The organism is Chryseobacterium koreense CCUG 49689 (assembly GCF_001045435.1).
In the GTDB taxonomy this organism is placed as follows: domain Bacteria; phylum Bacteroidota; class Bacteroidia; order Flavobacteriales; family Weeksellaceae; genus Kaistella; species Kaistella koreensis.
In genome coordinates this window covers 20,715-34,345 of sequence record NZ_LFNG01000016.1, presented here as the reverse complement: position 1 = coordinate 34,345, position 13,631 = coordinate 20,715, and the positions used below count along the sequence as shown (strand labels likewise).

13 protein-coding genes are annotated in these 13,631 nt (G+C 39.9%); 7 read left to right on the top strand and 6 right to left on the bottom strand.

Annotated elements, in window-relative coordinates; all coding sequences use genetic code 11:
• Positions 1-2: 2 nt before the first annotated feature.
• The gene (locus ACM44_RS11520) at positions 3-1,676 is read left to right on the top strand and encodes an amidohydrolase (RefSeq protein ID WP_241477179.1); all 1,674 of its coding nucleotides are present in this window, start codon (positions 3-5) and stop codon (positions 1,674-1,676) included.
• 15 nt (positions 1,677-1,691) lie between these two features.
• Entirely contained in the window at positions 1,692-2,762 is a 1,071-nt protein-coding gene (locus ACM44_RS11515) for a hypothetical protein (protein ID WP_048500195.1), read from the top strand.
• Positions 2,763-2,840: 78 nt separating this feature from the next.
• Here ACM44_RS11515 and ACM44_RS11510 read toward each other — a convergent pair whose 3' ends face one another.
• Both ACM44_RS11510 and ACM44_RS11505 read right to left on the bottom strand, forming a co-directional pair.
• Positions 2,841-4,319 carry a lipopolysaccharide biosynthesis protein gene (locus ACM44_RS11510; RefSeq protein ID WP_048500194.1) on the bottom strand — a complete coding sequence of 493 codons (1,479 nt, stop codon included), beginning with the start codon at positions 4,317-4,319 and terminating at the stop codon, positions 2,841-2,843.
• Positions 4,316-5,128, bottom strand: coding sequence for an FkbM family methyltransferase (locus ACM44_RS11505; RefSeq protein WP_048500193.1), 813 nt, complete (start codon positions 5,126-5,128; stop codon positions 4,316-4,318). Before ACM44_RS11505 ends, ACM44_RS11510 begins: the two co-directional genes overlap by 4 nt.
• A gap of 127 nt (positions 5,129-5,255) precedes the next feature.
• On the opposite strand from ACM44_RS11505, the gene ACM44_RS11500 reads away from it, so the two are divergent.
• Together ACM44_RS11500 and ACM44_RS11495 are read left to right on the top strand one after the other, a co-directional pair.
• A complete protein-coding gene (locus ACM44_RS11500; protein ID WP_048500192.1) occupies positions 5,256-6,881 on the top strand; it encodes an alpha-amylase family glycosyl hydrolase in 1,626 nt (541 codons plus the stop codon).
• Between the two features lie 2 nt (positions 6,882-6,883).
• Positions 6,884-7,405, top strand: a complete 522-nt coding sequence (locus ACM44_RS11495; protein ID WP_048500191.1) for a TlpA family protein disulfide reductase — start codon at positions 6,884-6,886, stop codon at positions 7,403-7,405.
• A gap of 57 nt (positions 7,406-7,462) precedes the next feature.
• On the opposite strand, the gene mscL is transcribed toward ACM44_RS11495, so the two are convergent.
• Entirely contained in the window at positions 7,463-7,831 is a 369-nt protein-coding gene (mscL, locus tag ACM44_RS11490; RefSeq protein ID WP_048500190.1) for a large conductance mechanosensitive channel protein MscL, read from the bottom strand.
• A 142-nt stretch (positions 7,832-7,973) separates the two neighbouring features.
• On the opposite strand from mscL, the gene ACM44_RS11485 reads away from it, so the two are divergent.
• Entirely contained in the window at positions 7,974-9,470 is a 1,497-nt protein-coding gene (locus ACM44_RS11485) for a bifunctional ADP-dependent NAD(P)H-hydrate dehydratase/NAD(P)H-hydrate epimerase (RefSeq protein ID WP_048500189.1), read from the top strand.
• Between the two features lie 6 nt (positions 9,471-9,476).
• Here the strand turns inward: ACM44_RS11485 and lgt are convergent, their stop codons facing one another.
• Both lgt and yidD read right to left on the bottom strand, forming a co-directional pair.
• A complete protein-coding gene (gene lgt / locus ACM44_RS11480; RefSeq protein ID WP_048500188.1) occupies positions 9,477-10,346 on the bottom strand; it encodes a prolipoprotein diacylglyceryl transferase in 870 nt (289 codons plus the stop codon).
• A 117-nt stretch (positions 10,347-10,463) separates the two neighbouring features.
• Positions 10,464-10,724, bottom strand: coding sequence for a membrane protein insertion efficiency factor YidD (gene yidD / locus ACM44_RS11475; protein WP_048500250.1), 261 nt, complete (start codon positions 10,722-10,724; stop codon positions 10,464-10,466).
• Between the two features lie 91 nt (positions 10,725-10,815).
• Between yidD and ACM44_RS11470 the strand changes: the two genes are divergently transcribed.
• Positions 10,816-12,093 (top strand): replication-associated recombination protein A, encoded by a 1,278-nt coding sequence (locus ACM44_RS11470; protein WP_048500187.1) that lies wholly within the window; start codon positions 10,816-10,818, stop codon positions 12,091-12,093.
• Between the two features lie 79 nt (positions 12,094-12,172).
• On the opposite strand, the gene ACM44_RS11465 is transcribed toward ACM44_RS11470, so the two are convergent.
• Positions 12,173-12,619, bottom strand: a complete 447-nt coding sequence (locus tag ACM44_RS11465) for a hypothetical protein (protein ID WP_048500186.1) — start codon at positions 12,617-12,619, stop codon at positions 12,173-12,175.
• A gap of 251 nt (positions 12,620-12,870) precedes the next feature.
• Between ACM44_RS11465 and pepE the strand changes: the two genes are divergently transcribed.
• Positions 12,871-13,563 (top strand): dipeptidase PepE, encoded by a 693-nt coding sequence (gene pepE / locus ACM44_RS11455; RefSeq protein ID WP_048500184.1) that lies wholly within the window; start codon positions 12,871-12,873, stop codon positions 13,561-13,563.
• Positions 13,564-13,631 lie beyond the last annotated feature (68 nt).

The window sequence follows — 13,631 nt, the reverse complement described above, 5'->3', positions numbered from 1 at the left end:
TTATGAATAATTCCACCAGTTCGTGCACTGAAAATCTGCAGTTTTCGGGGAAGTCCCGTCTTCTCCAGATGGTTGTACTTTTGCTGATGTCTGTTTTCTTTTCTGCGCAAAAAAAAGCAGATATAATCATTCACAACGCAAAAATCTACACGGTCAACAGTAACTTCAATGTGGCGCAATCTATGGCGATCAATAATGGGAAAATTGTCGCTATTGGAAAAACTTCGGATATTTTGAAAAAATATCAATCAAAGAACATCCAGAATCTGGAAGGTAAAGTCGTTTTTCCTGGTTTCATCGATGCACATTGTCATTTTACTGGTTATGCAACTGATAAATGGAAATGTGAACTTTGGGGTACGAAATCTTGGAATGAAGTGATTTCAAGGATGACGGAATATTCCAAAAATGCGCCGATGGAATGGCTTTACGGAAGAAGTTGGGACCAAAATGATTGGCCGGTGAAGGAATTTCCGGATAAGGAAAAATTGGACGAACTTTTTCCAAACCGACCTGTTTACCTGAAGCGAATCGACGGTCATGCGGCGATTGCAAACCAGAAAGCACTCGACATTGCCGGAATTAATTTGCACACGAAAATTAACGGTGGCGAAATCGAACAAAAAAACGGTAAACTCACCGGGATTTTGATTGACAACGCCATGACTCTGGTCGAAAGACATCTGCCCCAAATCAGTGATGAAATGGCGATAAACTACTTTGCCGAATTGCAGAAGGAATGTTTTTCCTATGGGCTGACTTCCCTTCACGATTGTGGAATTACCGAACATACTTTAAGCCTGCTGGAAAAATCACAAGCTCAGAATGTCCTGAAAATGAAGGTTTTCGCTTTGCTGGAAGACAATCCCGATTATTATGAAAAATGGACAAAAAAAGGAAGATATACGAACGGAAATATCACCATTGGTGGATTCAAGGTGTATTCCGATGGTGCGCTTGGTTCCAGAGGAGCGTGTCTCATCCACGATTATTCCGACAAAAAAGGTTGGAGAGGATTTTTGTTGAGCGATCAGGAACATTTCAGAACTCTGGCTAAAAAATTGAAAAACAGCAATCTTCAAATGTGCACGCATGCCATCGGAGATTCCGCAAACCGCACGATTCTTAAAATTTATGGTGAGGTTTTGGGTGGAAAAAACGACAGAAGATGGCGAATCGAACATGCGCAAGTGGTGGATAAAAATGATTTCGGCCTTTTCGGGAAATATTCTGTAATTCCTTCTGTGCAACCCACTCATGCGACTTCCGATATGTATTGGGCGGAAGAAAGACTGGGTAAAGAACGGTTGAAATATTCCTATGCTTATGAAGATCTCCTGAAGCAAAATGGTTGGCTTCCTTTGGGAACCGATTTCCCGGTGGAGGAAATCAGTCCGTTTAAAACTTTCCTCGCAGCGGTTGCAAGAAAGGATGCCAGGAATTTTCCGGCAAACGGTTTTCAAAAAGAGAATGCATTAACCCGGGAACAAGCCATCAGAGGAATGACGATTTGGGCGGCGAAAGCGGCATTCCAGGAAAATGAAATCGGAAGTTTGGAGGTAGGGAAATCCGCAGACTTCATCATTCTGAACCAGGATTTGATGACGATTCCGGAAACGGAAATTCTGAATACGAAAGTGTTGGAGGCTTTTTCAAATGGAAAAAAAGTTTACTGAACCAAATCTTGAATTTTGAAAAAAATCGCCTACATCGAGCTTGATACCCATGCGGAAATTGCTTCTAATTTCATGGAACTGATTGCCGATTCTCGGGAATTTTCAGTGGATTATTATTTTTCAGAAAAGATTTTAAAGCAAATCGGTGTGGAGAAACCGAATGTTTTCCAGACTGAATGTTCTGAAATTTTGAATTCTTTGCGAAACACCCATTACGACCTGGTCATCATTGGGACGGTTCACAGGTATTTCAATGTTTTCAATGCGATTTCTAAAACACACAAAACTGCCGCTATTGTTCATAATCTCAATTTCAGCGGACTTTCAAAATTTCAGTTATTTAAAAGTATTTTCAAAAAGCAGATCCGGTTTCGTTTGAAATTGTGGTGGAAGGAAGGATTGCTTTCAGCACCGGAAGTTTATGAAAATTTGCGCAATCTTTTGGTTTTGGATGAGAGTTTAAGTAATGAAAAATTCAGCTTTCTACCGATTTTTTTTAATGAGTTTAATGAGAATGCGGATTCAAAAATTTTCACGATTGTCATTCCTGGAACGGTTTCGCAGGAAAGACGGAATTATCAGCAGGTCATTGAGAAAATTAAAGAGCTGGAAATTAAGTTCAAAACGGGTGAAATAGAACCTGAACTCCGAAACCTTGAAATCATTTTCCTGGGAAAGGCAAATGGTGAAGAACTTCGATGGCTAAAGGATTTGGAGCAGTCCTTGGAATATGTCAACATGAAATATTTCACTAAAAAAGTTCCGCGCAAAACTTTTGATGAGTGGATGAACAAAGCAAATGTTTTATGGTGTCCGATTCAGCCAAAAACCGAGTTCTTCAGCAATACTGAAATCTACGGAAAAACCAAGATGTCGGGAAATATCGGTGATGCCATTAAATATGGAAAAATGGCCTTTTTTCCAAAGAATTATCCTTCGAATTTTCCATTCATCATGCACGAAGGTGAAAATAATCCTTTTGAAATTTTCAGTAAAAGAACGATAAACCACTATGATTTTCAGGAAAAATTCAGCCGAGAAAAAATCAGAACTGAATTAGAAAATACTTTGCGCGGTTTACTGTAACCACTTTGAAACTTTGGAAAAAACAATCACCACCTTGACTGAAAGTCTATTTTCTATGCTCTTTCCTCTATCTTCTAATCAAAATTTAAATAAACTCTGGAAAAACCGGCGGTTCAGATAATCCTCCACCGGAAAAATGTTCATGAAATAGTTCCCGGTGAAAATAATCCCCAAAACCACGCTCGGTTTATAAAGCAGATTCCAAATGCTTCTGTTGAAATCAGGAAGGATGATCGCAACCGTAATCGCAACGGTGGAAATAATTGCGGCGTAAACCATTTCGATGCTCAAAGGCGAAACATCGAACTTTATAAAATTAAAGACGATTTTGATGCCATTGAAAAGAGTGAGCGAAATCGCGGTAGCCATGGCGATTCCGATGATTCCAAGATGAGTTTTCGTGAGGAAAAGCCAGTTCAGTGAAATCGTGGTAATCGCCAAAAAGAGCATTACCACAATGGTGAATTTGTAATATTTGGAGAGCGAAATGATGTGGCCGTTAAAACCGGTCGCCAAGTCGAAAAGCATGGCAAAACCTAATATCCAGATAACGGGTTCCGCTTGCCGGAGTTGGTCGCCATTTTTGATGAAATCGCAGAGATAGGGAAAGCCAACCAGAATACACGAAAACAGCACCGCTCCAAGGAAAAAAAGACTGAGCGAAGTTTTCTTATGAAATCGGTCAAGTTCCTGGAAATCGCCTTCTGCAATGGATTTGTTGATGATTGGTGCCGAAATGTTAAACAGCCCCATTTGGGGAATCATGATGAAGGACAAAACCGAAAGAATAATGCTGTAAACCCCGTTTTCTTCAAAATTCAGAAATTCACCGATCATGAAATTATCCACCCGGAAAGCAATATAATTGCCGATGTTTCCTAAGAATCCGAAAAAACTATAGGTCAAAACCTCTTTCCATAAACCATCTTTTTTCACATAATCGGTACTGAAATCTGGTTTGATTTTTTCGAGCTGATTGGCATAGAAAATATATCCGAAAAATGCGAAAATATACATTCCGAAGAAAAAACCATATGAACCTTTTTCAGAGATTCCAAGCCAGAAAAACAGGACGAATGCTCCTAAATTGGCGAGTTTCGGGAAGATGTTCTCAAAAATATTCGGAATCACGATCCTCTTGAAATTCGAAATGTATTTATTGAAAACCGCGGAAAGTGCCAAAACCAAAATCAAAGGCAATATCAGCCGCTTCATTTTCCAGAGTTCTAGACTTTTGAATTGCGGAAAAATGAGGAAAAAGGCAAAAAAGAGCAAAGTGAAAATCGCAAAATTGATCACCACCTGAAGTAAAGAAAGCGAGAGGAAATTTTGATGTTTTCCATCTTTCTGCGTGTGGTGAAAAAACTTCACGTTCGAAAAAGAAAGCCCGAAAACCACTACTGGCAGAAGCATTTCGGCAGTCGGCAAGATGTAGCGCAGTTTTCCATAGAATTCCATGTCCCGCGGGAAAATGAAAATCGACGAAACCGTTCCGAGTAAAAACCCGAAATAGCCGATCAGCGAATATTTGAAACCTTGTCGTGCAACTACGCTCATTCCTTGGACTTTTTGTGGTAATTTGGTACGAAAACGATATTGTTGATGTATTCGCTTTTATTCTTTAACACATTTTCTTTCTGAATTTCGAAAAAAGTGGAGTCTATTTTTTTTAGTCCAAAGTTTTCGCGGTTCATAAAATGCGCGGTATAATCCCATGTTTCTATTTCCGAAACCAATTCCTGCAAAGGTTTTTCATGGTGTCTTTGTTCCATTTCCACCATCAGAACCGGACGGAATTTCTGGATGGTTTTTTTTGCACCATGCAAAGTTTCCATTTCATTTCCTTCCACATCGATTTTAATGAAATCAAGTCGGGTCAAGTTTTGATTTTCACTCCAATCGTCGAGTTTCATGACCTTCACCTGTTGCGTGATTTTTCTTTCTTCGCCCACTTCCGGAAAATCGGTATGCAAAGTCCCGCGTGAATCATATGTTTTCCCTGCAATCACCGGAATCTTAAACATGGCCGTTTCATTTTTATCCGACAATGCAATCGGAAACAGGTTTACTTTAGGAAAAATCCTTTGCAAACGGGCGAAAAGTTTTGGATTGGGTTCAAAAGCATAGATGTTTTTTGGCGACAGTCTTTGTTCCACGCGGTAAACATAAGTTCCCACATTTGCTCCAATATCAAAAAATACGGCATTTTTCGGGAGATAATCTTTGATCCAAATCAATTCGGGCTCCATATTTTTTTCAGAAAAATTACCGGCAGACAGATCTTCCAATTTCTTGAAATACCTTTCCTTGTAAAATTTGGGCAGCACGAACTGCAAAATTTCGGCAATCTTCTGATAAATGGTCATTCTATTTCTAGATTAAGAAAGCAAATATAGCAAATTATGTTAAATTAATGTTAAAATGGAATCAAAATCGGAAATGATTTTATTGTGGTTTGCAATTGATTTACCTTTATATGTCCGAAAAAATAGTATGAAAAAATTATTGATCATCGCGGGGTTTGCATTTTTGGCTTCCTGCTCCAGTGTACAGAAAACAACTCCACAAACTTTCCATTGGGAAGGTGCAAATATGTATTTCCTTTTGACCGACCGATTTCAAAACGGGGATCAATCCAATGATGTGAATTTTGGCAGAACCGAAAAAGCAGCTGTGCTTAGAGGATTTGAAGGTGGCGATTTGCGCGGAATTATCCATAAAATTGATGACAACTATTTTTCAGATCTCGGAATCAATGCGATTTGGATGACCCCTTTGGTGGAACAAATTCATGGCGCAACCGATGAAGGGACGGGGAAAACTTACGGATTCCATGGGTATTGGGCAAAAGACTGGACGAGTTTGGATCCCAATTTTGGAACGAAGGCAGCGTTGAAAGAACTGGTGGAAAAAGCCCATAAAAAAGGAATCCGAATCGTTTTGGATGCGGTCATTAATCACACGGGTCCGGTCACCAACCTCGATGCGGTTTATCCGAATTCGTGGGTGCGAACTTCACCCCAATGCAAATACACCAATTACGAAAACACCACTGCCTGCACTTTGGTGGCCAATCTGCCGGATATTTTGACGGAATCCGATGCGCCTGCTGAATTACCGCAAATGCTGGTCGATAAGTGGAAAAAGGAAGGAAGATATGATGCCGAAATGCAATCTCTGAATGATTTTTTCGCAAGAACCGGTTATCCGAGAGCACCGAAATATTACATCATGAAATGGCTCGCCGATTATGTGCAGGAATTTGGAATTGATGGATATCGTGTGGATACCGTGAAACATACGAATGAGGATGTTTGGAAAGATTTCCAGAAAGTTTGCCAGGATGCATTTGATATTTACAAAAGAAACAATCCGTCCAAAGTTTTAGATGACAACTTGTTTTTTACAGTTGGCGAGGTTTATGGTTACGGGATTTCGCAAAAACAGCTCTACGACTTTGGCGATAAAAAGGTAAACTATTACCAAAATGGATTCAATTCGCTGATTAACTTTGATTTTAAAGGCGATGCCAACAAATCTTATGAAGAGATTTTTTCGAACTATTCCCAACTTTTACATTCAGATTTGAACGGGAAAACCGTGCTAAATTATCTTTCGTCACATGATGATGGTTGGCCTTTTGACAAGGAAAGAAAAAAAACCTTTGAAAGTGGAACCAAATTGCTTCTTGCACCCGGAATTTCACAGATATATTATGGCGATGAAACTGCGCGTCCTTTGGTGGTGAAAGGAGCGGAAGGCGATGCCAATCTTCGTTCCAACATGAACTGGACCGATGTGAAAACCAATCCCGAAACGAAAGCTTTATTGACTCACTATCAAAAACTCGGGAAATTTCGGGCCAATCATCCTGCAGTCGGAGCGGGAGTTCACCAAATGATTTCTCAATCGCCATACTGGTTTACCAGAACTTTTGATCAGGATAAAGTTTTAGTGGGATTAGATTTAAAGCCAGGTTTAAAAGAAGTTTCAACTTCCGGTATTTTCGAGGATGGAACAAAATTAAGAGATGCTTATTCCGGGATTACGACTACCGTGAAAAATGGGAAAGCAATCATCGAAACAAACTCACCTATTGTATTATTTGAAAAAATTTAAAAATGAAAAATGTAATCGCTGCCTTTTTGTTGATCTTTTCGGTCACTGTTTGGGGACAGAAAGTTCCGAAAATCAGCAAAACCGAATTTTCAAAGGCAGCTTTGATGCAAAAAATAGTTGACCTTAATGGCAAAAAAAGCTCTATTTCAGAAGTACTGAAAAAACATCAGGGAAGGATTCTGATCATTGATTTTTGGGCAAGTTGGTGTCGGGACTGTATTCTCGCACTTCCCGCAACTGAAGAACTGAAACAGAAAAATCCGGAAATTGATTTTGTCTATTTTTCTTTGGACAGAAGTCATGAGCAGTGGAAAAGAGGTTTGCTGAAGTATGGAATCGCAGAAAATGAAAACTATTGGTTTGATGAAGGCTGGAAGAATAATTTCAATAATTTCATCGATTTGAACTGGGTTCCAAGATTCATGGTGATCGATCAGAAAGGAGGAATTGCCAAGTACTACGCAATCCACCCAAATGACCCCGAAATTCAGGAAAAAATTGATTCGCTGAAAGCGGAAAAATAAAATGAAAAAAGCCCGAAAAAAATTCGGGCCGGATTTATTATTTTATAGAAACCCCATTTATTTTTTGAGTAAATCCCGGATTTCCGTCAACAATTTTTGATCTTCAGTTGGTCCAGGCGGAGCTACTTCTGCCTTTTTCTGGATTTTGTTGATACCTTTAATCATGATGAAAAGTACCAAAGCGATACAAATAAAGTCAATCACTGCGGCCAGAAAGTTTCCGTAGGTGACGCCGTTCCAAGTCAGTTTTGCTACGTTTTCGGCTCCTGCCGCTTTCAGTGCCGGATTCAAAATTAGTGGGGTAATTACATCAGCAACAAACGAGGAAACAATTTTTCCAAATGCTCCACCAATGATCACTGCAACCGCTAAATCAACCACATTGCCTTTTATGGCAAATTCTTTAAATTCTTGTACAAATCCCATAATTTATATTTTTAATGTTATGCTAACAAATTTATTAAATTAATTTAAAAAAATGGGTGGCTTTTTCAAAAAAAATATAACGTTTGTCCGAACTGCAGACAGAAATATTTATTAACTTTAATGAAAATAAACCTTGCACAACATGAAGATTTTCAGCGCGGAACAGATCCGAAAATGCGATTCATTCACCATAGAGAATGAGCAGGTTTCCTCAATTGACTTGATGGAGCGCGCAGCCGAATCCTGCGTAAATTCGATTTTGCAAAAGACTGAGGATGGCGCGGTATTTCTTATTTTTTGCGGAAATGGGAATAATGGCGGAGATGGATTTGCAATAGCACGAATGCTTTATCAAAGCGGCTTTGACGTGAATGTTTTCATAAATAAAGACCAAGCCGAATACTCAACGGACGCCAAAATCAATTTCAATAAAGTAAAGGGAATTTCAGGAATTGGAATATTTGATTTTGATGAGATTGGCGATTTTCAAATTGATGGAAATGCAGTAATCATTGACGCACTTTTCGGGACCGGATTAAACAGAAGTCTCGATGGAAAGTCTGCGAAAATCATTCAATTTCTCAATGAACTTTCATTTCCAAAATTCGCCATCGACATTCCGTCGGGTTTATTTGCGGACAGGATTTCAGAAGATAATCCGGTTATATTTAAAGCAGATGAAACTTTGAGTTTTCAATTTTGGAAAAGAACCTTTCTTCATCCCGAAACTGGAATTTTTTGCGGAAAAATAAATATTTTGGATATCGGTTTAAGCAAGGATTTTATAGAAAGGGAACCTTCGAAGTATTTTGTGATCGATGAAAATTTGGTGAAGGAGATTTTCACGCCCAGAAACGATTTTTCCCACAAAGGAAGTTTTGGCAAAACCACCATCATGGCAGGAAGTTACGGGAAAATGGGAGCAGCGGTTTTGGCTACGAAATCGGCCTTGAAATCGGGGAGTGGACTGACTTTCACACTTGCACCCAATTGTGGTTATGAAATCCTTCAAACCACCTGTCCTGAAGCGATGTTTTTATATGGTGGCGAAGATTATATTTCCAATTTTTCGGCGGAAGAGGATGCTGCCATTGGAATCGGTCCAGGATTGGGAACCGATCCGGAAACGGAAACTGCTTTTTTAACATTTTTAAAAAATTACCAAAAACCTTTGCTTCTAGATGCTGATGCGCTGAATATTATTGCCAAAAATCCCGAAAATCTGAACCTGATTCCGAAAAAATCAATCATCACGCCACATCCGAAAGAATTTGCAAGACTTTTTGGCGAGACAAAAAACTCATTGGAAAGACTGGAACTGGCCAAACGGAAATCGGCGGAACTTGGAATTTATATGGTTCTGAAAGACCATCATACCCAGATTATCACTCCGGAAAATGATGTTTTTTACAATATCACCGGAAATTCCGGAATGGCAAAAGGTGGAAGCGGTGATGTTTTGCTCGGGATCATTACTTCTCTTTTAGCCCAAAATTATTCCCCTAAAAATGCGGCTATTTTCGGAGTCTGGCTCCATGGAAAAGCCGGAGATTTGGCTGCGGAAAAATACTCAAAACAGGCGATGCTTCCTTCCGATTTGATGGAGGAACTGGGAAATGTATTTAAGACGCTGGATTAATTCGGATTACTCCGGTTTTTCGTTTTCCTCCTCGGTAATGGTGCGGTTTTTTGCAGTGAATAAAATCACGAAACCAGCCAACATAAAGGGAATCGAAAGAATTTGTCCGGTATTCAAACCGCCCATAGTGATGAATTCGTTTCCTTGAGGTTCTTTCAAGAATTCCACAAAAAATCTCACTGCCCATAGAACGATGAAAAACAGTCCGAAAAGCCACCCTTGCTGGTATTTTTTGTTGGTGTAGAGGTAAAGGATCCAAAGCAAAACAAAAAGCAGAAAATAACCCGATGCCTCGAAAAGTTGGGTCGGATAACGTGCCACGATTGCTCCATACTCCGAACTCTGCTGCGGAAAAAGTACTGCGAATGGGGAGTGCTCCGGTGCCGGTTTTCCGATGATTTCCGAATTGAAAAAATTTCCGATCCGCACGAATGCGCCGCCCAAAGCGACCACGATTCCGATTCGGTCATAAACCCAAAACGGATTTTTTTTGATGATTTTGTAGGAATAGTAAAGCGTGGTAAAAATCAATGCGATTGTTGCGCCATGACTCGCCAAACCCGAAAACCCTGTAAACTCCAGTTGTGGCTTTGTTCGGATGGGCAGAAATACCGACCAGAAATCTTCCTTGAAAAGTTCCGGCTGATAAAAAATGACGTGTCCCAATCTGGCTCCCAAAATCGTTCCCACCAATGTCCAGGTGAAAAGCGGTTCCAGGTATTTTTGGTTTACATTATCAATTTTAAAAATTTTGGATATGATGACATAACCCAGTCCAAACGCCAAGATAAACATCAAACTGTAGTAATGAAGCGTGATTGGACCCAGATGAATTCCGGTAGAAGGATCCCAGGTGGTGTATAAAAATGTCAGCATAAAATATTTTTTTTATTATAAATTTCTCCCCTTATTTTTTCGAGTCACGAATATGAAATCGACGGCAGCATTTCAAGTGAGGACCGTGCTCTGTTCAGGACTCCACCATTCTTCAACTCATTTTTTCGGTGGCACTGGATCATAACCTTGTCCACCCCATGGATGACAGCGCAAAATCCTTTTCACCCCCAAATATAAGCCTTTCAAAATCCCATGAACTTGAAGCGCTTCCACCATATAGTGAGAGCAGGTGGGCTCATAACGGCAATTTTTTGGTAGCAATGGCGAAATCGTCCATTGGTAAATTCTGATAAAAACTACCAAAGGAAACGATATGATTTTGTTGAACGTGGTTTTCAAAACATTGCAAAAATACATAAAAAGTTGGAAGCGGGAAGATGGAAGTAGGAAGAAGATTTTTCCTAAATTTGAAGTCTGAATTTTTAGAAATAATTGCACCACTACTACTTTGAGTCACAATATTCCTTTAGCCGAAAAACTCCGACCGAAAACTTTTGATGAAGTTCTGGGACAGGAACATTTAACCGGGAAAAATGGCACCATCCGGAAAATGATCGAGAACGACACACTGAATTCGTTGATTTTTTGGGGTCCTCCGGGAACGGGGAAAACCACTTTGGCCGAAATTATTTCAGAAAAATCGGGCCGGAAATTTTTTAAGCTTTCGGCGGTTTCGTCGGGTGTGAAAGATGTTCGGGAAGTCATAGATGATGCAAAAAAGCTAAATCTTTTTTCTGGAAAATCTCCGATTCTTTTTATTGACGAAATCCATCGTTTCAATAAATCGCAGCAGGATTCACTGCTTCACGCGGTGGAAAAAGGCTGGATCGTGTTGATCGGTGCAACCACAGAAAATCCGAGTTTCGAAGTGGTTTCCGCGCTTTTGTCCAGAAGTCAGGTGTATGTTTTGAAATCCTTGAGTTTTGAGAAGCTGGAGGAACTTGCCGATATTTCATTGGCCAGATATAATGAAGATGAAGGAACTGGCTTTAAGTTAAAGGATAAGGAAGCTTTCATCCAATATTCCGGTGGAGACGCCAGAAAGCTGATCAATTCGGTTGAAATAGTTCTGAATAATTTTAAGAATTCTAAGAAAAAGGAAATTTCAAACGAAGATGTGCTTTCCGTTTTGCAGGAAACCATGGCGCTTTACGACAAAAATGGGGAGCAACATTACGATATCATTTCAGCGTTCATCAAATCCATGCGCGGATCCGACCCGAATGCGGCTGTTTATTGGCTCGCCAGAATGTTGAGTGGAGGAGAAGACGTGAAGTTCATCGCAAGGCGGATGCTGATTTTGGCGGCGGAAGATATAGGATTGGCAAACCCCAATGCGCTTGTTGTTGCTAATAACTGTTTTCAGGCGGTAAATGTTATTGGAAATCCAGAATCACGTATCATACTCAGTGAAACAGCAGTTTATCTGGCGGTTTCCCCGAAATCGAATTCCACTTATCTGGCAATCGATCATGCTTTGGACTTGGTGAAAAAAACCGGAAACCTTCCGGTTCCGCTCCATCTTCGAAACGCTCCCACAAAACTGATGAAGGAAATGAATTACGGCAAAGATTATGATTATGCGCATTCCCACGCAGGAAATTTCGTGTTTCAGGAATTTTTGCCGGAAGAAATCAGAGGCACAAAATTCTATGAACCCGGAAACAATTCCACGGAAAACAAGATTTTAGAGGAACTGAAACGGAAGTGGCGAGGGAAATATTAAGTCCAGCACCAACTACTAACAAGAAAAAAAAATCCGCGCAAAAAGCACGGATTTCTGTGTAACAAATTAAAATTTAAGATTAAGCCTTTACTTCGGCATTAATTCCTTCATTGATATTTCCTGAACTCAGTGAAATTTCAGGTATCGCATAGATTTGCGATTTTGCCCGCAGTTCCACAATTTTTTTGATGTAGCTTAGGTTTTTTGCCTCTTCTATCGTCATGTCCTTGAACTCGTAGATGTTCACCGCATCGTTTTGGGCAAAAGTTTTTTTGGCGTCTTCCAACTCTTCTTCATTTTGAACCTGAACACTGGTGATCAGTTTTTCGGCCTCGATTTTTTCAGCCTCATTTTGGGCTGTTCCGAACAGTCTTTCCCAAAAATTCTTCCTCTCTTCCGGCGTGTTTTCCCGGTCTGTTCGGTAAATGATGTAATCTTCATTTTTGAATCCGGCATGTTCCAAACTTGCCGAAACTTTTTTGGCGTTTTCCTGACTTGGAAATAAGCCGACAACCGTGTAATTCATTGTGATTATTTTGATATTATTTTCAGTGCAAAGATAAATGTTATTTATTTATTTAATGTTAAAATCAATTATATTAATATAAAGTTGATAAAAATCATTAAATAATTTATGGATGTCACAATATTTAAATTTCTTTTTTGAGAACGAACTTGGGTTTAAAATAGGAATCCGCCTTTTTTTGGTGCTGATTATTGGAGTACCTTTGTAAAACATAATTAAATATTGCTTTTTCATTTTTATTTTTAAAAAAGATGAATGTTCTCCTCGCTTCTACTTCCACGCTTTATGGCGGAAATTATCTGGAATATTTAACTGAAGAAATCTCAACACTTTTTGATGGAGTTGATGAAATTATTTTCATACCGTTTGCTCGTCCCGGCGGAATTTCGCATGAGGAGTACACCCAAAAAGCAGCTGAATTTTTCGCGAAAATCGACATTAAGGTAAAAGGCCTACACGAATTTGACGATAGGGTTTCTGCGATTAATTCCGGGAAAGGGTACTTTACAGGCGGCGGAAATACTTTCCTTTTGGTCAAAACCTTGCATGAGGAAAATCTCATGGAAATCCTGAAAAAGAATGTAGAGTCCGGAAAACCTTACTTGGGAACAAGTGCCGGTTCCAATATCGGCGGGATCAATATGAAAACCACGAACGATATGCCGATTGTGTACCCGCCAAGTTTTGACTGCATGGGATTGGTGCCGTTTAACCTCAATCCGCATTACCTGGATCCTGATCCGGATTTGAAGCACAATGGGGAAACGCGGGAAACCCGGATCCGGGAATTTTTGACCCAAAATGACACGAAGGTTATCGGATTGCGGGAAGGGAACTGGATCCGAAAGATTGGCGACCGCATTTCCGTGGAAGGAAGTGAGCTCACTCGGATTTTCGAGAAAGGGAAGGAGCCGTATGAAATTGCGGCGGGAAGCGAGTTATGAGCTGAATGGTTCAAGCATTCGAAGACTGGGAATTCCGAAAGCTGTTCTGAAGCGATCTGCAAAGAGGA